Annotated in this window: 18 protein-coding genes; all 18 read left to right on the top strand. The window is 53.4% G+C overall.

Features of this window, described 5'->3' with window-relative positions; translation table 11 throughout:
- The first annotated feature begins 212 nt into the window (after positions 1 to 212).
- Positions 213 to 1,601 carry a type VI secretion system protein TssA gene (locus tag CAG65_RS17480; RefSeq protein WP_161454444.1) on the top strand — a complete coding sequence of 463 codons (1,389 nt, stop codon included), beginning with the start codon at positions 213 to 215 and terminating at the stop codon, positions 1,599 to 1,601.
- Positions 1,602 to 1,632: 31 nt separating this feature from the next.
- Positions 1,633 to 2,151, top strand: coding sequence for an Hcp family type VI secretion system effector (locus CAG65_RS17475; protein ID WP_021703715.1), 519 nt, complete (start codon positions 1,633 to 1,635; stop codon positions 2,149 to 2,151).
- 67 nt (positions 2,152 to 2,218) lie between these two features.
- Entirely contained in the window at positions 2,219 to 2,728 is a 510-nt protein-coding gene (gene tssB / locus CAG65_RS17470; RefSeq protein ID WP_021703714.1) for a type VI secretion system contractile sheath small subunit, read from the top strand.
- Positions 2,728 to 4,209 (top strand): type VI secretion system contractile sheath large subunit, encoded by a 1,482-nt coding sequence (tssC, locus tag CAG65_RS17465; RefSeq protein ID WP_161454443.1) that lies wholly within the window; start codon positions 2,728 to 2,730, stop codon positions 4,207 to 4,209. The genes tssB and tssC overlap by 1 nt, the downstream gene beginning before the upstream one ends.
- Before the next feature lie 49 nt (positions 4,210 to 4,258).
- Positions 4,259 to 5,620, top strand: a complete 1,362-nt coding sequence (locus CAG65_RS17460) for a type VI secretion system contractile sheath domain-containing protein (RefSeq protein WP_161454442.1) — start codon at positions 4,259 to 4,261, stop codon at positions 5,618 to 5,620.
- A complete protein-coding gene (gene tssE, locus CAG65_RS17455) occupies positions 5,617 to 6,033 on the top strand; it encodes a type VI secretion system baseplate subunit TssE (RefSeq protein ID WP_021703711.1) in 417 nt (138 codons plus the stop codon). Before CAG65_RS17460 ends, tssE begins: the two co-directional genes overlap by 4 nt.
- On the top strand, positions 6,026 to 7,807 hold the full coding sequence (gene tssF, locus CAG65_RS17450) for a type VI secretion system baseplate subunit TssF (RefSeq protein WP_161454441.1): 1,782 nt from the start codon (positions 6,026 to 6,028) through the stop codon (positions 7,805 to 7,807). The genes tssE and tssF overlap by 8 nt, the downstream gene beginning before the upstream one ends.
- The gene (locus tag CAG65_RS17445; RefSeq protein WP_161454440.1) at positions 7,789 to 8,772 is read left to right on the top strand and encodes a type VI secretion system baseplate subunit TssG; all 984 of its coding nucleotides are present in this window, start codon (positions 7,789 to 7,791) and stop codon (positions 8,770 to 8,772) included. The genes tssF and CAG65_RS17445 overlap by 19 nt, the downstream gene beginning before the upstream one ends.
- A gap of 8 nt (positions 8,773 to 8,780) precedes the next feature.
- On the top strand, positions 8,781 to 11,381 hold the full coding sequence (gene tssH / locus CAG65_RS17440) for a type VI secretion system ATPase TssH (protein ID WP_161454439.1): 2,601 nt from the start codon (positions 8,781 to 8,783) through the stop codon (positions 11,379 to 11,381).
- A gap of 135 nt (positions 11,382 to 11,516) precedes the next feature.
- Entirely contained in the window at positions 11,517 to 12,683 is a 1,167-nt protein-coding gene (locus CAG65_RS17435) for a D-alanine--D-alanine ligase family protein (RefSeq protein ID WP_161454438.1), read from the top strand.
- On the top strand, positions 12,680 to 13,375 hold the full coding sequence (locus CAG65_RS17430; RefSeq protein WP_021703706.1) for a transporter substrate-binding domain-containing protein: 696 nt from the start codon (positions 12,680 to 12,682) through the stop codon (positions 13,373 to 13,375). Before CAG65_RS17435 ends, CAG65_RS17430 begins: the two co-directional genes overlap by 4 nt.
- A 33-nt stretch (positions 13,376 to 13,408) precedes the next feature.
- Positions 13,409 to 14,338, top strand: a complete 930-nt coding sequence (locus tag CAG65_RS17425; RefSeq protein WP_161454437.1) for a type VI secretion system-associated FHA domain protein — start codon at positions 13,409 to 13,411, stop codon at positions 14,336 to 14,338.
- Positions 14,335 to 14,805 carry a type VI secretion system lipoprotein TssJ gene (gene tssJ / locus CAG65_RS17420; protein ID WP_161454436.1) on the top strand — a complete coding sequence of 157 codons (471 nt, stop codon included), beginning with the start codon at positions 14,335 to 14,337 and terminating at the stop codon, positions 14,803 to 14,805. The genes CAG65_RS17425 and tssJ overlap by 4 nt, the downstream gene beginning before the upstream one ends.
- Positions 14,805 to 16,121 carry a type VI secretion system baseplate subunit TssK gene (tssK, locus tag CAG65_RS17415; RefSeq protein WP_161454435.1) on the top strand — a complete coding sequence of 439 codons (1,317 nt, stop codon included), beginning with the start codon at positions 14,805 to 14,807 and terminating at the stop codon, positions 16,119 to 16,121. The genes tssJ and tssK overlap by 1 nt, the downstream gene beginning before the upstream one ends.
- A 6-nt stretch (positions 16,122 to 16,127) precedes the next feature.
- Complete coding sequence (gene icmH, locus CAG65_RS17410; protein ID WP_021703702.1) at positions 16,128 to 17,270, top strand: type IVB secretion system protein IcmH/DotU; 1,143 nt, start codon at positions 16,128 to 16,130, stop codon at positions 17,268 to 17,270.
- Position 17,271: 1 nt separating this feature from the next.
- Positions 17,272 to 20,727 (top strand): type VI secretion system membrane subunit TssM, encoded by a 3,456-nt coding sequence (gene tssM / locus CAG65_RS17405; protein WP_161454434.1) that lies wholly within the window; start codon positions 17,272 to 17,274, stop codon positions 20,725 to 20,727.
- Positions 20,727 to 21,344 (top strand): protein kinase domain-containing protein, encoded by a 618-nt coding sequence (locus tag CAG65_RS17400; protein WP_161454433.1) that lies wholly within the window; start codon positions 20,727 to 20,729, stop codon positions 21,342 to 21,344. Before tssM ends, CAG65_RS17400 begins: the two co-directional genes overlap by 1 nt.
- A complete protein-coding gene (locus CAG65_RS17395) occupies positions 21,341 to 22,321 on the top strand; it encodes a hypothetical protein (RefSeq protein WP_021703699.1) in 981 nt (326 codons plus the stop codon). The genes CAG65_RS17400 and CAG65_RS17395 overlap by 4 nt, the downstream gene beginning before the upstream one ends.
- The last annotated feature ends 192 nt before the right edge of the window (positions 22,322 to 22,513 follow it).

Below are 22,513 nucleotides of genomic sequence, written 5' to 3'. Positions count from 1 at the left end.
CATTAAATGTTGTTATCGATATATAAATTAATAGATTTTTAAAGCCGTTTATATATTCGTGTAGAAGATAAATATAAAAGTCGACGCGTATAAAGCGACAAGATGTGAAGTTAAAAATCACAGCTTGAGGTGTTCTTTTGCTCAAATTTTGACTGGGACTTGTCTAGCCAATTCACCGCGCAGATTGATAACAAAAATTACGCAGGTAAAGCATGCCGTTTTCAAAACAAAACATTGAACAACTTGTGGTTCCGATTGCGTCTGATGCCGTGTGCGGACGCTATCTCAAGCTTGATAAGAGTGCGTTTCGTCCACTGAGAAATGAATTCAATATGGCACAAACGGCTTTGCGTAAATTGAGCCAGAACCCCAGTGAAGATGAGCTTGAAGATCTGCAAAAAGCATGTCTGGCGAGCTGGCAAACCTTGGCTGAGAGTTTGTTGAATCAGTTTGAGACCACCACACGTGATATTGAGTTGATCGCCTGGTTTATTGCCGCACAAATCTTACTGGATTCGTCGCTAAACAGCGCTGCCAACGTGTTGCAATGGCTGGCCGAGTTGGCAGAGCAACACTGGGCTTCGCTTCACCCGGTGTTGCCTGAAGAGAAACTCAAATCGACTGAGCCAGATCAGCAACAGCGTGAGCAGGCCGATGCCAAAGTGAAAGCTTTTTTCCAGCTCAACGGCGACAGCGAAGAAAGTTCGATTGTGTACGCGCCCTTATTGCAACAAGTGTTGGTGGGCAATGTTTCGTTTTACGACTATCAAAGCGCAGAGCGCAAAGGCGAAGTCAAGCAGCTTAAAGCTCAGGTGTCCGCCATGGCGTTGCAGCAACGAGCGGAAATACAGGAGCGGATGGACAACACCGTGCGCTGTATTGAACAGGTTGAGCGTCTCGCTTCGGTGGTCAGCCAGCACACCCAAAATGTGGGCGTGAGCGCGGCTAACTTTGGGTTCGTCAAAGCGCTGTTTCAGCGTCTGGAGCACGCTCTCCATCAACTGACCGGGGTGAAACCGACGCCAAAAACGACGTCTGAGCCGACGGCCGTGACCTCAGAACAGCCTGAAAACAGAGTGCCGAGTGGGGCTGATGATGGCTTAACGCCTTACCAAGCCGCACAAAGTTATGTTGTTTCCGGCGCCCCGCTGAGTCTCAGTGCCGGCAACCTCGCTCAGATCGCCACCACCAATAATATGAACCGCGACCTGGCATTTCATCTTCTGCGCGAAGTCTCCGATTACTTTCGCCAGAGCGAGCCGCACAGCCCGGTGTCTTTCCTGCTTGAGAAAGCGATCCGTTGGGGGTATTTGCCTCTGCCGGAATTGTTGCAGGAGATGATGGCGGAGCAGGGCGGTGACACGTTAAGCAAAATTTTTAATGCCGCCGGGCTGAATCATCTCGACCAGGTCACGTTACCGGATGTAGAGATGCCAGCCGTCGACATTGAAAACACTTCAGTACCCGAAAAGGCTCCTCCCGTTACTGAGTCGATGAGTATTGAAGAGCATGTATCACAGACTTCCACTGCTGATACTCAATCACAACAACAACAAAGTGAAAGTCACGAACCTGCGGGCTCGACAGCCCTGCGTTGGTAAGTGCACATCCTACTTATAAGGAAGAACAAATATGGCAAGTATTTACATGCGTATTGATGGCGTTGACGTAAAAGGTGGCGCAACGGTTGAAGGTCTGGAAGGTAACGGCTGGTTCGCTATCTCTTCATACTCTTGGGGCGGCGTTCGCAACGTAGCAATGGATATCGGCAACGGTAACAACGCGGATTCGGGCATGGTCGCAATGAGCGAAGTGAACATGTCTAAACAGGTGGATGGCGCGTCTGAAGATCTGCTGTCTTTCCTGTTTAACCCGGGCAAAGAAGGCAAAACGGTGGAGATCGCATTCACCAAGCCAGAATCAGACGGTTCAGGTGCAAAGCTTTACTTCCAGGTGAAACTGACCAATGCACGTCTGGTTTCTTACAACGTGAGTGGCAGTGACGGTACTCAGCCTTACGAGAGCATCTCTCTGTCTTACGTTGAGATTTCTCAGAAACACAACTACGAGCTGGAAGGCGGTGAGATCAAAGATGGCGGCATCGTGACTTACAACCTGCCACAAGGCAAGTTGCTGTCAGGCTCTAAATAATATTCGCCGAAGCTCCATCTCAGATGGAGCTTCTTCCCCGATGCAAATTCTTAACTAGGACACCGTTATGGCATTGAATTCACAACATAAACGCGTCAGTAAAAACCGCGTCAGCATTACTTACGATGTTGAGACGAATGGCGCAGTCGAGACTAAAGAGCTGCCGTTCGTGGTCGGCGTGATCGGTGACTTCTCCGGCCACAAACCAGAATCGGAAAAAGTGGATCTTGAAGAGCGTGAGTTTACCGGTATCGACAAAGACAATTTTGATACCGTGATGGGCACCATCCACCCACGTCTTTCTTACAAAGTTGATAACAAACTGGCTAACGATGACAGCCAGTTTGAAGTGAATTTGAGCTTCCGCTCGATGAAAGATTTCCACCCGGAGAATCTGGTTGAACAGATTGATCCGCTGAAACAACTGGTTGAAACACGTAACCAACTGAAAGTACTGTTGAGCAAAGCGGATCGTTCGCGTGATCTGGAGCGTTTGCTGAAGGAAGTGCTGCAAAGTGCGGATGCCATCCAAGGGCTTGCGCAGGAACTGGGTCTGGAAAAAGAGGGAGCGGAATAATGTCTGTTGAACAACAAACCGCCACACAGGGCACGGCGGAAGCTGAAACGTCACTGAGTTTTCTGGATCGGGCGATCTCAGCCACGGCGCAAACGCCGGTGGACACCACCAAAGAACTGCTGAGCATTCTGACGTCGCAGGTGATGGAAGGCACAGTGACCTGGGATAAAAACCTCACTCTGACGATTGAAAAAGCCATCAACGCGCTGGATGCAAAGATCTCAGAGCAGCTTTCTTCAGTGATGCAAAACAACGACTTTCAGAAACTGGAAGGTACCTGGTTGGGTCTGCAGAAACTGGTAAAGAACAGCGAACTCGGTCCGGATCTGAAGATCAAGCTGGCCGATTACACCAAAGACGAGCTGTTGGAGCAGTTCGAAGACGCGCCAGCGATCGATCGCAGCCGCTTTTTCACTATGGTGTATCAGGAGGAGTTCGGCACTGCGGGCGGGCAACCATACGGTGCACTGCTGGGTGACTACGAGTTTGGCTACGGTGACGAAGATGTGGCGCTGCTACGTTACATGGGCGAGGTGGCGTCTGCTTCTCATGCGCCATTCATTGCCGCGGCGAATGCCAGCATGTTCGATTTTAACTCGTTTGCCACGTTTGCCGACGGAAAACCCGTTGCGGCGGGTTTCGACTCCCCGGCTTACGCCAGCTGGAATGCTTTCCGCGCCAGTGATGACTCGCGCTATGTCGCATTGACGCTGCCAAAAACCATGGCTCGCCTGCCGTACGGTGCAGCGACGGTGCCAGTGAAATCGTTCGACTTTGAAGAGCTGAAAACCCGTGAAAATGGCCAGCAAATCGTCACATCAGACAGCGACTTTGTCTGGAGCAATGCGGCGTATGACTTCGGTCTGCTGCTGACTCAGGCTTACACCCATTACGGCTGGTGTACCGCGATTCGCGGCACGGAAAACGGCGGTAAAGTCGAAAATCTGCCGAACTTCACCTACTACTCCGACGCGGGTGATTTGCTGCAGCAGTGTCCGACACAGGTCAACCTGACCGATGAGCGTGAGAAAGAGCTCAGCGATCTCGGCTTCTTGCCGCTGGTGCACTACAAAAACACCAACTATGCAGTGTTCATGGGCGCACAGACCACACAGAAACCGAAGACATACGCCGACGCCGATGCGACGGCGAATGCGGCGATTTCTGCCCGTCTGCCATACACCATGGCCAGCAGCCGTATCGCTCAATACCTCAAAGTGATGGGGCGTGATCGTATTGGCTCAAACCTGGATCCAAACGATGTTGAGAAAGATCTCAACACCTGGATTCATCAATACGTGAACCCGAATGCCATTGGCAATGAAGCCAAAGCGCGTCATCCGCTGGTGGAAGCCAAGGTCACGGTGGAAGAGCAGGCCGGCCGTCCGGGAGCCTACTCGGCAGTGGCTTACCTGCGTCCATGGCTACAAATGGAAGAGCTGACTACCTCATTGCGTATGGTAGCCAACATTCCGGGTTAATCCGATTCGGAGGCTACCCCGCCTCCGAATGTTTTAAATTGAGCAGTCGATGAAAACACACCCTCAGAACACAGCGATTCCACCGTTGCTTGCGAACCTGGCCTGGCAGGAACTGATGACGTGTGCCAGAAATGATTCGACTGCTCAATTCAAAGCACGTCTGATCGCGCTAATCGCCCAACTGGACAGCGCGATCAGTGAGCAGTTATCCGCCGTAATCCAAGCGCCGCAGTTTAAGCAGCTTGAAGCGTCGTGGCAGGGATTAACGTCACTGACCTCGCTGCCGGTGTCGCAGCGACGGGTCAAACTCAAACTGCTGGATTTAAGCTGGGATCGGGTTTCAAACGATCTCAATTATTCGTTCGATCTTAAGCAGAGCGCTCTGTACAAAAAACTGTATGCCAACGAGTTTGATACTGCAGGGGGCACGCCTTTTGGTTTGGTGATGGTCGATCACCAGGTAACGTCAGATTATGGCGATGAGCTGGGCTATGACGATTTGTACACGCTGCAACTGTTGTCAGAGCTGGGAGAGCTGGCCTTATGTCCGATGGTCATGGGTGTGGATGAAGACTTTTTTGGTGACGATCAAAGCCGCCAGTTGCACGACAGTGCCAGAGCCGAACGCATCCTCAACAGTCGTGATTTTACCTCATGGCAATTGCTGCGCGACAAACCATCGGCACGCTTTCTTTACCTGGTGTTACCGGAATATTTGCAGCGACCACCTTATCAGCAGTACCCCGCAGGTTTTCTGTTTAATGAGCCTCAGGGCAAAGAGCATGCGCTGTGGGGCAACAGCGCCTACCTGCTGACCAGCAACGTGATCCGGGAGTTTGATCGCATCAGCTGGTTTGGCTTTCTGCGCTCGTACGATGAATTCGCGTCGTATGGCGCCATCGTAGCGGGGGCAGAATCGGTGCAGGCCAAAGTTGACCTCTACAGCGAAGAAGACGGGTTTTGGGCGAATCAGGGATTTGTGCCGCTGACCAGCCTGTACCTGAGTGGTCACAAGGGTTTTTTCAGCAATCAGTCGGTGAGGCGCGCGCCAGACGATGCTGCGCGTCAGCTTGGTATGTTGCAAACCAACCTGATGGCGTGTCGGTTTGGCCACTATATCAAGGCTCAGATACGTGACCAGATCGGCCGTTATGACAGTGCGGAAGATTGCAAGCGCAGCCTGGAGCGTTGGTTGCAGAACTACATCAGTGAAGTGGATTACGGTGAAGACTCGATCATGGCGCGTTATCCGCTCAAGTCCTGTCAGGTACGCATTGAAGAACTGCCACAGGATCGCACCCGTTATCGCTGCGACATCATGCTTCAGCCGCAATATCAGTACGAAATGATGGATGCCCAGGTGGTTCTGACCACCTCGGTGTCTGGTCTGGAGATCGGAGAGAACGCATGAGCATGATGGCCAAATTAACACAGACCTGGAACGACGACATCGACAGTGTGCGCGATGCGATTGTCGACAACGTCTGCACCTTGATTTCCAGCCGGGCACCGATCTGGCCCACGGATCACAATGGCGCTGAAGGTACCATTACCAATCTGGGTATGCGCAATCTGGCACGTTCTCAGAGCAAATCCAACAGCGATGTGATTGTGGCCGAAATTGCCAGCCTGATCCGCCTGTACGAACCGCGTCTCAGCCAGGTTGAGATTGAAGTTCAGGAGATTAAATCGGCTCAGAACCAATTGTGTTTCCGCCTTTCGGCGGTGGTGCATTCTGAGCTGGGTGAAGAAGCGATTGTGCTGGATTCATTTTTGGATCTCAGCAGTAACAAATTAGATGTAAGGAAATCGAATCTTGTCTGATTCTCTGCTCTCGTATTTTGAACAGGAACTGCGCTTCATCCGTGATGAGGCCACTCAGTTTTCCGCGCGCCATCCGGGCGCGGCGCGTGCGATCGGGATCCGCAAAGACAGCATCGATGATCCACAAATCGCCCGTCTGGTGGAAAGTGTCGCATTGCTCAACGGGCGTTTGCAGCAGCGGTTAGATGATTCGTTCCCGGAGCTGACCGAAAGTCTGGTCAGTTTATTGTTTCCGCATTATCTGCGTCCGGTGCCGTCTTACACTGTGATGGATTTCGATATTGCGCCGGACGCCAGCGCGGTGCATCGCGTTCCGGCAGGCACAGAGTTTGAACTGGCCGACGAGCAGGGCAACAGCGCAATATTTCGCTCGACCCAAAACGTGGAGTTGCTGCCGGTATCCATTCGCAGTGCTGAAGTGGCATTTGCCCCGTTTGAACTGAACAAACCGCTCGGTGCCGAGAACGCCAAGGCGATGATTGAACTGACCATCGCGGCCACAGACGAGGGCTTTGACTTGTCGGCACTAGATATTACAACTCTGAGCCTGCACCTCAAAGGGGACAGCCATTTCGTCCTGCGTTTGTATGATCTGCTCTCGCACGGTACGGCTCAGGTACGGATCTGTGACCATCAGACCAGTGTGGACCTTGGAGCGAAAGCACTGCGTCCGGTGGGCTTTGACGCCGAAGACACGGTTCTTCCGTATCAGGCGGCCAGCTTTGGTGGGTTTAAGCTCCTGACCGAATTTTTCATGTTTCCTGAACGTTTTCATGGTTTTCGTCTGGATGTGCGAGACGCCTTGCCACGCATAACAGGCAGCGAATTCCGGGTTCAGGTTTTCGTCGAAGAGCTGAGTGTTGAGTTGTCCCGGACGTTAAACGCGCAGCATTTCTCACTGTTTTCGACACCTCTGGTGAACTTGCATCGGCAAGAATCCGAGCCGATGCCGATCGATTTTTTTCACAAGCAATACCCCATTCATCTCGATGCCAGTCAGGGGAAAGCGTTGGAACTGTTCTCTGTGGATCAGGTGTTGGATGTGACCAGTGGTGACCCCGTCTGTGTGCCGCAGATATACAGCGAAAAATTTGACCGGGCTGACACCGGGTTACGCTGGCAACTGGTGCAGAACATTCATGAACGTGGTGTGCTCGACAGCAGCCTCAAAGTCGCGGATCCGCAGCATCATCACGCCACAGGCTCACCGCGTGTGTGGCAGGTCAGCGCCACCGCGACGGATGGCGTGCGCGCCGGTTCGCTGCCTGTGAACAGTCACGTGACCTGCCGTGAGTCACTGACTATTCCAGCGCGTATGCAATTGCTGCGTCGCCCGTCGTTGCCGGTCAGAAGCCGCGATGCCAACAAAAATGTGTGGGCGTTATTGTGTCACCTGCATTTTAACTATCACGCGATACTCGGCACCGACAACCCGACGGAGACACTGAAAAACGTGTTTGATCTCTACAACCATAACCAGAGTGCGCAAAACCATCTGTACATCGACTCAGTCCAGAAGATCGAACAAGAGCAGGTCGTTGCGCCGATCCGGGTGTCGGGGAAAACCTGTTTTGCTTACGGGACCAAGATCACCGTGACTCTCGCGCCGGCCAATGTGAACGGTGGCATCGCGTTATTCAGTCACTTGCTGGATCATTTTTTCGCCTACTTTGCCGGATTTAACAGTTTTACGCAGGTGGATATCTGTCTTGAAGGTCAGGACGGGGTATTTATGGCCTTTCCGAGGAGAACCGGATGCAAGAATCTGCTGTAAATCGTCTGCTGAGCGGCCAGTTTAACGTCGCGTTGGAAAAAGCCTGGCAGGTATTTAAGCATCAGGCGCAGTTGGCGGGACGTCGTCCGCAAGTGCGCTTCAGTGCGGAGTGGCTACCGGCCTACTACCACAGTGAAGTCACGGCAGTGGATGTTGATGCGCCATCGGGCTACATCCTGAAAACTTCGTTGCCGGCGCTATCAGGCAGTCAGAGTACCATGCCTCGCGCACTGTTTAAGGAGGCGCTCAGCGCGCACTTTGACCTGGGTGAGCAGGCGCCGCTGGACTTTTTTGACACCTTTAATAACCGCTATTTCCGCCTCTATTGTCAGGTGCAGACGAAACACGACTTGACCGCTCAAATCGAGGAAGCGTCATTTCGCTGGAATCAGCATCGTCTGTCGATCACCGCCATGTTGGCGAATCTGGCCGGACAAAGTGGGGATGACGCGCCAATCCCGGTCAGTCATCTGATTCAATACACCGGCTTGCTGGGGATGAAGCTGACGTGCCCGCTGACACTCAAAGCGCTGCTGGAAGACTACTTTGCAGCCGAGTTTGCCATTGAACGCAGTGAACTGGAGTACTTGCCACTGACGCCATGCTCTCTGACACAGATTGGCGGCGCGGGGCAAAATCGTCAGCTCGGTATGGGGGCGCTGGTGGGCAAAACCACGCTGATGGCCGGACAGAAACTGAACATCAAAATCTGCCCCAAGGATTACAACCATTATCTGGCGATACGTCACGACAAGGCCATGATTCGGGCGTTGGACCATCTGGTGCGCAGCTACATGGGCGTCAACACCAAATACGCGTTGTACATGAAAGTAAATAGCCAGTATTTGCCGCGAGTACGGCTGTCTTCACACAGTGACAGCGCGCTGCGCATTGGCCAGTCGGCCTGGATGAACAATCAAACCAATCGCCGGCAATTTGTCGAAATGCCGCTGACCTTAAGTTAGGAAAGACCATGATCAATATTGAACTACAAAGCCTGGTCAAAAGGCTGACCCCAGAGCTCAAAAGCGCCCTTGAGGCTGCGGCGGGTGAGTGTGTCAGTCGCGGCCATTTCGCCATTGAACCGCAACACTGGTTTTTGCCGCTGTTGCAACAAGCGAAAGGCTGGGAAAGTGCTCTGGTACAAGCGTCGCTTGCCAAAGAGCCGCTGCTTGAAGGGCTCAGCGATCATCTGTCCGGATTGCCACGTGGCAATGATGCCTCGCCATCGTTATCTCCCCAACTGGTCGAGTTGTTGAAAGACGCTTGGATGATTGCGTCACTCAACCAGCAACAACTGAGCGTGAATGAGTTTCATCTGCTGATGGTCCTGAAGCAGCGTCTCGATCAGGGTGTGTATAACGGCTTGCTTAGCCAGTGGGTCGCCATGTTGTCGTCAGAATGGCTGCGCAGCCAGTCGCTGGCCATCAGTGTGCCGGGTGAGCGTTCAATCGATAGTGCGATACCAGCTCAGGGAGAGGCGGCGACCCCGGCACTGGACAAATATTCGCAGAACCTGACACAAGCTGCGCGCGATGGCCGCCTCGATCCAATTTCTGGACGCGGCGATGAAATCCGCAAAGCGATTGATATTTTGTGCCGCCGCCGTCAGAACAGCCCAATTCTGGTCGGTGACCCAGGGGTCGGTAAAACCGCGATTGTTGAAGGTCTGGCCCAGCAAATAGTGGAGGGGAATGTCCCGCCAGCGCTGGCGAACGTGGAATTGCGGAGTCTGGATTTGTCGCTGCTTCAGGCGGGCGCCAGCATTAAAGGCGAATTTGAAAACCGCCTCAAAGACGTAATTAACGAGATCAAGCAGTCCCGCACGCCGATCATCATGTTCATTGATGAAGCGCATACCTTGATTGGGGCCGGGGGCGCCGCCGGACAAAACGATGCGGCCAACATCCTCAAACCAGCGCTTGCGCGTGGTGAGTTCCGTTCACTGGCCGCAACGACCTGGGCGGAATACAAACAGTATTTTGAATCGGACGCCGCACTGACCCGCCGTTTTCAGGTGGTGGCGGTTGGTGAGCCGAGTGAAGAAGACGCAGTACATATGCTGCGCGGTGTGAAAAAGAGTCTGGAGCAACACCACAACGTTAAAGTGATGCAGGAAGCGATCGATGCAGCAGTATCGCTGTCGGTACGCTACCTGCCGGAGCGCAAACTGCCAGACAAAGCCATCAGTCTGCTGGATACCGCATGTTCACGTATTGGCCTGAGCCAGAGCGCCACCCCGCGTCAGATGGAATCCATCGCAGAACAAATTCGTTATGCCGACAACGAAATCGACACTCTAAGCCATGAAGCGGCGCTGTGGTCGATTGAACATCCACGCCTGGATGAGGCGCGCCAACGTCGTGAAGTGCTGGCTGCTCAGTATCAGGAGATTGAAGGTCGCTGGCAGCAGGAAACGCAACTGGTAGAGACGATTTTGGCGTTGCAAACCCGGCTGGATGAGCAATTTCTGGCGGGAGAGGATCTGAATACCGCCGCTGAGCGAGCGCAACTGGCGGAAAATATGGCGCAACTGCGCGACATACAGGGTGAACAGCCGCTGGTGTTACCTCAGGCGACACAGCAGACCATCGCGGAAGTGGTGGCGCTGTGGACCGGCATCCCGGTGGGCAACATGCTGAGTGCGGAAGTGAAACGCCTGATGCATCTTGAGTCACACATTGGTGAGCGCGTGATTGGTCAGGTAACGCCGATTGCAGAAATCTCTCAAGCGATTCGCATGGCGCGCGCCGGACTGACGGATCCGCGTAAACCGGTCGGTGTATTTCTGATGTGTGGCCCGAGCGGGGTCGGAAAAACCGAAACAGCTCTCGCGCTGACCGACCTTTTGTACGGCGGGGAACGCAATATCACCACCATCAATATGACCGAATTCAAAGAAGAGCACAAAGTCTCGATGCTGCTGGGATCACCCGCTGGTTACGTCGGCTATGGCAAAGGCGGGGTGCTGACCGAAGCTGTCCGCAAAAACCCGTATTCCGTATTGCTGCTGGATGAAATGGAAAAAGCCCATCCGGGCGTGCACGACATTTTCTACCAGATCTTCGACAAAGGCTCTATTTCGGACAGCGAAGGCCGTGAAATAGATTTCCGTAACACCATCATCATCATGACGTCGAACGCGGCGGACAGTGCGGTGGTGAATGCCTGCGTAAACGGCCGTCCTTCGATTCCGCAACTGACCCAGGCAATCTTTCCCGAGTTGCAGCAATTCTTCAAACCTGCGTTTTTGGGCCGTGCGACCATTGTACCGTACTTCCCACTCAATGATGAGGAGATGGCGCAAATCGCGACCTTGTCACTCAAGCGGATCCGCAAACGGGTTGCTGAGCATTACGGCGCCCGTTTTGACTATCAGCCGGAGGTCGTTGAGCAGTTGGTTGCCATGAACCAGTCTCCGGAAACTGGTGCTCGTGCGGTGGAGCAATTGATCAACCGACAACTGATGCCGGAGCTGGCCAACCAATGCATTGTTCGCATGAGTGAAAACAAGCCCGTTCAGGCCGTCTTGGTTACGGTGGAAGAGGGCCGTTTCGAGATTCACATTGACTGACGGAGTGTGGATGGCGAGCCATCCGCATCAGCAAACACAACTCCAATACAAACAATAACCAGAATACCAATTGCTGCCACCGCCGACCTTAAGTGTCCGGCTCATTGAGCAGCACAAACGACAGGTATAAAGGACATGACGCACGCGGTTTTTTCGCCAACACAACTGGAGTGGATCCGCCAACATCTCAAGGTGGCGGTCATTCATGGCGGGGACAAGTCCCACACCAGCGGTTTTATTTTTGAAAACCTCAGCCCGCGCTCGAGTAAAACCTACGCCGCGGTGGCGCACGATATCGCCTGTGCACTGATGGAGTCCGGTTTTCAACACGTCGAGGTGTTGGCTGAAGACATCGAGTTGGCGCAGCAGTTGCGGGAAAAGCAGATCGATCTGGTGATCACCAACAGCGGTGGTCTGCAAGGATTCGATGCCATGTGTCATTTGCCGTCGACCCTAGAGATGCTTGGGGTGCCTTACGTCGGACATTCGCCAATGACCGCCGGTGTGCTCGACAACAAGCATCTGTTCAAGCATGAGATCACTGCTGCCGGTCTGCCGACGGCGCCGTTTGTCACGGTGGGGATCGATGAAGCGTTTGAGGCGCCGGACAAACAGGCTGCCATTGATGCCATTGCCGGGCGTTTCAACGATGGCTTTATTGTGAAACCGGTCTCCGGACGCGCTTCGATTCACGTCTATCCGGTGTTTGACCGCCGGGAGCTGGCAGCCGTAGTAGAAAAAGTGCGGCTGGCGACCAGCCACACGGTGATGATAGAGCCGTTTCTTGCCGGACGTGAATTTGTGGTCGCGGTAGCGGGTGAGTATGTATTCAAAGAGGGTCGATTAACCCAGTCTTCAACACCGCTGGCATTTTCGATCACCGAGAGGTTGCTGGCAGCGGATGAGCCCATCTTTACCTCTATGGACGTAAAGCCTATCACTCAAGATCGCCTAGTGGCGGTTGACGAGGAACCGCTGCGTAGCCAACTGGCGGTGATTGGTCAAAAGATTTTCCGTCAGCTTGGGCTACAAACTCTGGTTCGCGTAGACCTGCGTATGGACACACGCGGCCAGTTATACGTGCTGGAAACCAATCCGAAGCCTGATTTGAAACGTCCGCAAGGCAATCAGATTAGCTTGGTTTGCCATGATCTGGCCCGGGAAGGGATGAGTTACACCGATTTAGTGCAATCACTGGTGTTTAACCGTTTGTCGTTCCTCAAAGCGCAGCGGCCGCTCGCGGTGGCGCATTGTCTTACGGCGCAGTTTGATGCGCTGTATGAGGTTCAGGAGGGGTCATGAGTAAGCGTATTGGGGTACTTCTGACGTGTCTGACGGTCAGCCAGAGTGCACTGGCGGACAGCCGTCCTGAACGCCTACTGCTGGCGACTCAAGAGTGGTTCCCATACCAGTATCAGGTCAACGGCGTAATGAAAGGGCCGGGCATCGACAAAGTGAAATGCGTGATGCGGGTGATGCAACAGCCGTATCAGTTGACCATGACCAAGTGGGACAAGGCGCAACTGCAAACGGAGGTAGGCTCTCAGCACGGCTTCTTTCTGGCGTCACACAACAGCAAACGCGATGAATACGCCGTGTACTCAGATGCCCTGGCGGATCAGAAGTGGAGTTGGTTCTCGCTCTCGGAAGCCTCTGAAATCAACAGTTCGATGTTTAAGCCTCAGGTTGAGGTTGCCGCGCTGTTTGGCTCCAACAAATGGTACTGGCTGCAGAAGAATGGCTATCAGGTGAGTAAAAAACCACGCACGCCCAAAGCATTGCTGGAGCTGATGCTCAACGGCGATGTTGGCGCGATCCTCGGCAACGATGCCGTCATTGAACAGACGATTAAGAAAATGGGCATCAGTTACCGGGCCATCACCCGAACCAAAATGAAGTCGCAGCCACTTGGCGTCTACTTCTCGAAAGCATTTGTCACACAGTATCCCCGTTTTCTGACGGAGTTTAACCAAGCTGCCAAGCAGTGTCGTTAACGCCGTCGCGAAATTACAGCAAAGGTAAATCATATGCCGCTATCAATCAGAATCATCAGCTCTCCAGACGGCGAAAGTATTGCGCAGTGGAATCAGGCCTTTCCAGAGGAAGGGGGCGAAATCGGTCGGGCGTTTGGTGCGACGCTGCAACTGAGCGACGCCAGTCGTGAAGTCTCTGGAACGCACGCTATCATTCGCAAAACCTCACGCGGTTATCAGATTGCGGACAACAGCACCAACGGCCTGTTTATCAACGGTTCGGATGAGCCGCTTGGCAAAGGCAATCAGTCAACACTGAGCGACGGCGACGTGTTGGATATTGGTCGTTATCGTTTGCTGGTGTCGTGTTTCATTCCGGAGAAAGCACAGGCTCAGCGATTGACGGAGGTTCCCACTGCCTCACAGTTTGGGGATGACCCGTTTCGTACCGAGCTAAGCAGCATGTCGGTTGAGCCGAGCGAACCCGAAGATCCGCAATTCACGATTTCAGATTTTGATGTGGTTGACGACGATCCGTTTCTAAGTGACGACGTCACGCGTGAACGTCAACGCCTTGGTTTCGATCTGGAGTTTCAGACTGAAGAAGATGATCCGTTGGGCGAAGAGGCTTATCAGGCATCGTTGCCAGCGACAGCGCAGGAGCCGTCTCCGTTTGAGGCGCAGCCCGTCCAGTTTGCGCTGACGGAATTTCGTAAACACGAACAGCGACTCCAGCAACAGACAGATAAAGCACTGGAAATGGCGCTGACGCGTTTGTTGGCGGACATTTCTCCGCAAGCGATGGAGTCAATGTTTGACGACCTGTCCGGAGCCGGTTTCTGGTCTCGCAAGCCTAAGTACTGGGATATGTACAAACGCTACTTCGCCCGCCAGGTCGACAACCGCGACTGGCAGGTGAAATTTCAGGCTTATTTTCATGACGCGCTACGTCTGCAACGCAATCTGGAAGGAGACAAGCAATGATGCGTCGTTTGAGTGTACTGCTACTGAGTCTGGTGTTGTCAGGTTGCAGTTTCTGGGGCGATGAGCTGGTGGTCCCACAACTGGTGGTCAACATCAAAGCGGCCTCGAACATCAACCCGAATGTGGAAGGTAAGCCATCGCCGGTGGAACTGCGCATCTACCAGTTAACCGACAGTCAGGCCTTCAACCAGGCCGATTTCATCCAGATTTATAACGACGAACAAGGCGTGTTGAAAGCCGAGCTTTTGTTAGCACGTCAATTGGCCAGTGTGCTACCCGGCGAAAGCCGTCAGGAGATGCTGCCGATGGCGGCGGGGAGCAAATACATCGGCGTGATCGCCGGCTTTGCGGATTATCGCGAGGCAAAAAATAAAGTGATTTACAAACCGCTGATTGTTAGCTCAGCGGCCATCAATATTGAGATCGACGGCATCAACCTGTCTGTATCGGGTGAAGAGGAAAAATAATGGATACCAATAAAGTCGTCTGGAGCGAAGGGATGTTTCTCTCTCCGCAACATTTCCAGCAGCAAGAGCGTTATCTGGAACACTTTGCACGCGAGTTTGCTGGCCAGATCAGCCCTCAGTCGTATGGCCTGACGCAACTTGAGCTCGACCGTTCATTACTGGATATCGGTAAAGTGTCGGTGCGCCGTGCACGAGGTATTTTTCCGGACGGAACACCGTTTGATATTCAGCACTCTCTGGTGTTAGATGTGGCGAAAAATACCCATCATAAAAAAGTCTATCTGGCGTTGCCGGTGAGCCGGCCAGGTGCCGTAGACGTCGGTGAAGACAGCCGTTTGCGTCACACTGCCAGCGAACACCCGGTGTTTGATACCAGTCGTGAACACAGCGATCCAGTGCCACTGGAACTGGCGACCCTCAATATTGAACTCAAGCTGGAGGGGGATGAACTCCAGGATTACACCCTGATTGCGGTGGCGGAAATCAGTGAACACAAGTCGGAAGGAGCGGTGGTGCTCAATCAGGCCTTTATTCCGCAAAGCCTGCATTTTGGCGTATCCAGCTATCTGAAAGACTGTGTCGCCGACGTATTCGCTCAGGTGCAATACCGGGCGCGGGCCATTTCTACCCGTTTACAGGCGGAGACCAACAGCAAGAGCTATCAGGCTTTGATGCGCGATTATCTGTGGTTACAGGTTTTGGGCGTGTGGATGCCGAAACTGGAGCAATGGAACAGTGACGGGACACTGTTAACCCGCCACCTCTATCTGGAATGTGTCGCCATGGCGGGCCAGATGCAAGGGCTGGAGGGCAAAATGCCGAAGTCGTTTCCGCTTTGGAATCAGAATGACCTGTACGGGATTTTTTCCGCGGTCTTTTCTGAGCTGTTGGTGCTGCTGCGTGAAGTGCAGATCGATAACGTGACTACGTTGAAGTGGGATCGCCAGCTGTTTGTCACCCGTCGTTTGCTGCGGACTCTGGTTCAGGATCGCAGCCTCTACCATCAGGGACGCTTTATTCTGGTCGCGACGTCATCCATCGGCGCTGCGCGTCTGGGCGAAGAGTTCCCTCGTGCCACTAAGCTGGCTGGCAACAGTGATATTGCCGGTTTGGTGCGCAATGCCTTGTCGGGGGTGTCATTGCGCCATTTGCCGTATGCGCCTTCTGAGCTCAAATCCCGCCATGATGCGGCTTACTTTGAAGTGGATACCAAGTCAGAGCTGTGGCAGTCACTGGTAAAGAAAGACGAAGCGATCGCGCTGCATATCGATGAGCGGATTGAAGACATCAACGTTGAATTTCATGTGATCAGGTAGGTAGTTGTGGCAGGACTTTTTAACGAAGAACCCACGGTTCAAATCCGCCGAGTAGCGGGTAATCCGACGCAAACACAGCGGGTAGCCAAAACCAGTCAGGCAGACATTTCTGGTACCGAGCGCCTGATTGAAAGTCTCGCGGTGTACGGCAGTCCGCTGCTCAATGCCGCGACCGAATTACTCGGGATTCTGGTGACCGTCCCGCGCCAGGGATCGCCACGGGATATAGATCGCTTCCGGCAGAAACTGCTGGATGCCATCGCCCTGTTTCGCCAGCGCGGGCTGTATCTGGAATACCACCCGAGCATCGTCGAGAAAAGTTGTTTTGTACTGTGCGCGGCATTTGACGAAGCGATTCTCTACACCGCGTGGGGAGAGCGGGCACGCTGGGAAAACCATTCTCTGCTGAGCAAAGTGTTTTCACAGCGCAACGGAGGTGAAGCTTTCTTCGCCTTACTGGACAAGGCCAGCCAGCAGCCGGGCAAACTGGTCGACTTTCTTGAGCTGCAATATGTGTTGCTGATGCTCGGCTTTAAAGGTCGTTATCGCCATGACGACGAGAGCCCGTTGCACGAAATTAAGTCTGATGTGTATGCCCTGATCCGCCACTACCGCAGTGAGAGCGCGTTGCCGGTACCGCGAACCCCCGAACTGATTGAGGGTAAGCAGCCCTGGCGCATGCTGAGTATGGGCAAAACGCTGGCGTTGGCCACGCTGATTGCTGCCGCAGGTTATGGTGCCTCTGAGTACTGGTACTACAACCGCAGCCAGCCGATTTTGCAGCAGTTCAGTACTATTGACATGTCTGGGGTGAACCTCCGGCAGGCCGATCAGGATCTGGTTTATGTCAGTACCGAAGAAGACATCGGCCATGTGCGCCCGGAACTGAGCAACGCAGTAGCAACACCGCAGAGCACGACCCGTCCACAGTGGGACATTGTTCTGGCTGTATTTTCCCGTGCCGACGATGCCGCGCGGCTTGCCTCTGAACTTAAACAAGGCGGATACGATTCCTATACCCGCGAAACGTCACACGGCATCGAGTTGTTTATTCGCGCGGGAGACAATCTGGCTGTGATTCGCAAGCTGAAGAATGAGCTCAATGTTCGCTTTGACCTCAACGCGACGATAAGAAGAGCGCAGAAATAATATGATCAAAAAAATTCTTGTATTGATATGGATTGTTGCGTTGATCACCGCGTGCAGCGCACTTTGGATAGGGTTACCAGCGGAGCAGCCGCAGTGGCCGAAATGGCTCGCGCTGGGTATCACGTTGTTGTTGATTGGCGCCACCTTGTTCTGGTGGTGGAAACAGGCAAGTAAAGCCTCGCGCGATAATGAGCTGCATGATCAACACGTGTTGCTCAAACAAGACACCAGCGTGATCCAGCAACTGTTCAGACTGGCCACTAAGAAGGTGCGTGGTCATGGTCGCAGCAAGTTGGACAGCATTTACAGCCTGCCTTGGTATTTATTGCTTGGCGGTGAAAAAGACGCGAAAAGTGCTATGTTGCTGCAAAACGGTTTCGAACCGGTCACGGAACGTCATCTGGAAGACAGCGATACCGAACAGTACCTGCGCTTCTGGAGTAATGATCATGCGGTAGTGATCGAAGCCGGTCACCGTATCTTTGACAGTGAAGGCGTCGACGAAGCGCTGTGGCAGGTACTGGGACAACAACTGCTTAAATATCGGCCACGTCAGGGTCTGAACGGCGTGGTCACTATGATCGGCTGTGATCGTTTGCTCAAGGGCGACCGCAAAGAGCGCCAGAAACTGGCCAGCATCTATCAGGAAGCGGCGTTGTCGATGAGCGCCCTGCTCAACATCAATCTGCCGGTGTACAGCGTATTCTCCAAAGCGGATGCGATCGCCGATTTTATCGAGTTTTTTGCAGGGTTTTCCGGCTGCGATGTGGAAAACCCGTTCGGTGTGACATTCAACTGCGATGCGGATCGCCGTTTCGATAAACACCAGTTTGAGCTGCAAAGTAAAGCGCTGCTGAAAACGTTGGCGGAGCAACAATTTGAGCTGCTGCGTAACATCAGCAGTGAACAGTCCGGTTCGGTGATCGCCTTGCCCTACCAATTGCGGATCTTCTTTGAGCGCATCAATGAACTGCTGACGGACATCGGGCGTGAAAACCGGGTGCGCGAAGCCGTATGGATTCGCGGTGCGTATCTGCTGTCATCCGGACAAAAAGGCGTGGAGCATGATCTGCTCACACAAGTCGTGGCGGAGCGTGCGGAATTTAACTCATCCAGTACCCGGGAGCAGTTGCCGGGACGTCGCAGTTACTTCACGTCACGTTTGTTCAGCCATGTGATCCTGCCGGAAAAAACCATTACTGGTGTCAACGAGTTGCGCCATGCCGGTTACCTGGCGGTGCGCTCTCTGGCGGTTGTGGCTGTGGTCGGTGTATTGTCGGCTGCGGGCTTAGTGCTGAAAGACAACTGGAATCAGGATGAGCAGTGGCGTGCAGACGCCATGACTCAGCTGCGTTTGTACGGCAGTGACATTCAGCGTCTGGAGAAGAACTATTCCATGCCAGACATGATTGCGGTACTTAATGAACTGCGCACGGTGGCGGAGCAGGGCATTCAACCCAAAGCCTGGTATCAGCAGGTCAGCATCAAACAGAGCGATACCGCGGCGCGGATTTACAGCACCTATCAGGAACAGTTGAACCTGATCCTGTTGCCAAAACTCGAAGAGCTGATCAGCAGCGAGTTGTACGTTTACGTCAATCTGGGGAACCCGAGCAAAATCTTTGAGATCCTGCGCTATTACCAGATGCTGTTTGACCGTCAGCAACTCGACATTGTGGGGATGCAGGCCTATCTGCTGGATAACCTCAAGGATCAGGGCAATGTGTCGTCGGATGACATCAATACGCTGTCACTGCTGATCAACGACCTGTTTAAGAGCAATTACGACCAGCGCCTGGCCCCTAACTACGAGTTGATTGCCGTGGCAACCAATAATCTGGAGGGCTTGTCACCGGAGCGCCTTATCTATGCGCGTATCAAGAGCTTGCCGGAGTATCGGACTCAGGTGGATGTCCGTCGTCAACTGGGCGAAAAGTTCGACAGCATGTTCATGTTTTCGGAGGATTTCCATGGCTATTTGATCCCGGAGATTTTCACTAAGCAGGGTTACAGCCAGATCGATCTGAGTGCCAAGTCAGAATTGCTGCGTAAGCAATTGAGTGAGTTCAAAGCCATTCAGGGCGACATGTCGGGAGCATCGATTGCCGAGCTGACGGATTTGAGTAAGCAGATCCAGCGCCTCTACTTTGCCGACTACATCTACTACTGGAAAGATCTGATCAATAACATCCACATCCGCCAGTTTAACAGCCCGGTGGAGTTGGCCTACGCGCTGAGAAGTGCACGTGAGCCGGCCACCAGCCCGGTGCTGGACGTGCTCGGCGCGGTGGTGGTCAACACGACGCTCGCCGTCGAAGAACAGCCGGACACCAAAGAGAATAAACGGACGGCCAGTCAGCTGGGGTTGAAGAAGGTTGCTAAGGGGTTGCGCACGGCAGACAAACTCAACCGTGCCGTCGGCGAAAAGCTGTTGCGCTTGCAACCTTCATTTGTTGTTAATGAAGCGTTCCTGTCGTTTGCCAACTATGTCAACGGCAGCGGGAAAGCCGGAGATGCGGTGCCACTGGATGGCCTTATCCAGCAGTTTGATGCGCTCAACACCTACTACGATGCCGCATTATCCAGCTCCAATCCGGGCAAGGCGTTTCACGGCTATGCGCTCGCCCATGCGGAAGGCAGCCAGGATGCGATTGTTGTATTTCAGCGTCTGGGGGCCAAAGCGCCCGGGCCGGTAGCACAGTGGACCAAAAACATCAGTGCACAGGCGTGGCGCCAGGTCGTGACGGGCAGTGTGAGCTACCTCGACAAACAGTGGGACGAACAGGTCTACCAGTTTTACGTGGCCGCAATTGAAGGACGTTTCCCGTTCGCGTTGCAGGGTCGTGGTGAAGTGAACCTCAACGATTTCGCCCAGTTCTTTAAACCACAAGGTCGGGTAGACCAGTTTGTTGACCAGTTACTCAAGCCATTTGTTTACTGGGACAACGGAGTGCTCAAGTTGCACGAAGTCGATGGTGTGACCCTACCCATTAGCCAAACCAGCCGTCAGCAACTGCAACGGGCTCGCCGACTGAGTAAAACCTTCTTTGGTCCCACGGGGCAGGAGTTGGCGCTGAAACTTGGCCTCAAAGCCAGCTCGATGAGTACGGACGTAACAGAGTTCCAGCTGAGAGAAGCGGAAAGCGTGTTCAGTTACAAGCACGGCCCACGCGTGTGGCGTGAAGTGGACTGGCCGACAACCGGGGTAGACGGCTACCTGAGCGCCAACTTTTACAAAGGGGACAATCGTGTTGCGACCCAGGCATACACAGGTCAGTGGGCCCTGTTCCGCGCGCTGTTTGAGGGCGACAGTAGTGCGACGGCAAGCCGGTTAGTACGCAAGCTGAATTACAAGATCAGCGACAACAACATCGTACTGGATTACACCCTGCGTGATTCCAATCAGACGTTGGATAAGTCCCTGTTCACCCACTTCAGTCTACCCAAGCAGTTGTGATGGTCAGGGCCGAACAGGTAGGGGCCACAACGGAGCCTGCCGAGCAAGCGCAGACTTACGTTAAGCACTATGCGTCGCCAGAGGCCATGTGGCGAGAATGGCAGGCGCTAGAGGCCTGTCGTGGTGTCGGCGTTCAGCGTGTGCATGCGGTGGATACTGATAGGCAGGCCTTAATACTGGAGTTCGATTCATCAGCGATGCCACTGAGTGAATTTGATGAGGCCGATCTGGCTCTGTTTGTCGCAGTTTTGCCTGCGCTCGTGTCGGTGATTCAACACTGCCACGCGCGGGGCTGGGTTCATGGGGACATCAAGCCCTCAAACATTGTGTATGTTCCCACAACCCAAACAATTCGATTGATTGATTTCGGCGCGAGTTATCGCATTGGCACATCTCGGGAAGCACTGTCTGAATGGCAGGTGACGCCTATGTTCGCCACCGGCCAGCAGGTACGTGGGGAAGGGCTGGTGCAAACGGGAGATGACTGGTACGCGCTGATTAACATCATCGATCAGGTCATGCCTTTTGCGCATGACCGCCTATTACTCCAGGCGCTTCAAAGCGTTCGGGACGGTGTGGCAGCCGACATTAAACAATCTGAGAGAACAACAAAATGATAAATGATTTACAAAATGCCACTTCCTTGGGAAAAACCATTTATGACCAGGCGACGGCCGGTGAATTTAACGGCGTTGCCATTGGGGACAGCGCGTTTGATTTCACGACCGGTATTTTTGAGAGTACGCCACTTGGCAAGGCCGTCGATATTCCGGTGGAAAAAATTGAGCTTGGCTTTAGCAAACTCGAGAAGACTCAGGCGGTGGAAGAGGTAAAGCAGAAATTCCACCAGTATATCAGCCAGAAAACGGCCAACAACGTGTCTGCTTTCACCACGCCTTCGGTATTGTCGGCAGACCGACGTTCCCAACTGCAAGGGAAATCCGGTCAGGCCTGGTTGACCGGTGCGCAGCAGATTTACGCCAAGCACCAGGGCGAACGATTCTACAAAATGCAGCGCAAGGCACAGGACATGGCACGTTCGCTGAAAAAGAACCCAATGAAGGTTGTTAAAGTGCCGTTGAGCGTGGTCCCGCTTGGTGAGATCGCCAAGCTGGGCATCAAGGCTGGCGAGTACGCGGTGGGTAAGTACACCGGCAAGCGGCGCGCGCGCAAGAAAGGTGAATACACTGCTGCGGGTAACAGCAACATGCTGACCGCCAAGTTGGGCAAGCAGGAATATAACCGCAAAAAAGCCAAATGGCAGGCGAAAGACATTGCTGACTTAGGGCCACAAATTCAGCGGAATTTGTACAAGCTCAAACAGTCGGTGGAGATCCTCAATGCACGCAAACAGCAGATGAATGTGTGCAGTCAGAAGTTTCATCAAGATCCGACCAATACCGCCGCTCTCGGCGCTTTGGTTAAGAGCCGTGAGGATGCGGCGATGAGTCTTTATGAAGTAAAGCACTACGTCGAAAAAATATCTGGTATGTGCAAAGCCATGGAGGCGACAGCGTTCACCATCAACGCTTATATGGAAGGCTTGGATCAGATCACTGATCAATCAGAGCAGGACATTCTGAGCACATTCTGATGAAGGTAACAGGGGCTGTGATTTTTCACGGCCTCTGTTGTTTCTGGTTACACGTTAATAAAAAGGAAAGGCCTATGACCAACCCGACTCAACGTTCGCTTGAATTTGATATATTCATGATAAAGAACGAACGCGGTAATCTGTTGCCGATGGGAAGCTGTACCCGACTCCTAGAGCAGTGGCTGGACACGC

The organism is Vibrio sp. V39_P1S14PM300 (assembly GCF_009904765.1).
Classification (GTDB): domain Bacteria; phylum Pseudomonadota; class Gammaproteobacteria; order Enterobacterales; family Vibrionaceae; genus Vibrio; species Vibrio proteolyticus.
Note: the sequence above shows the minus strand (reverse complement) of the source record. Positions and strands in the feature narration are given on the sequence as shown.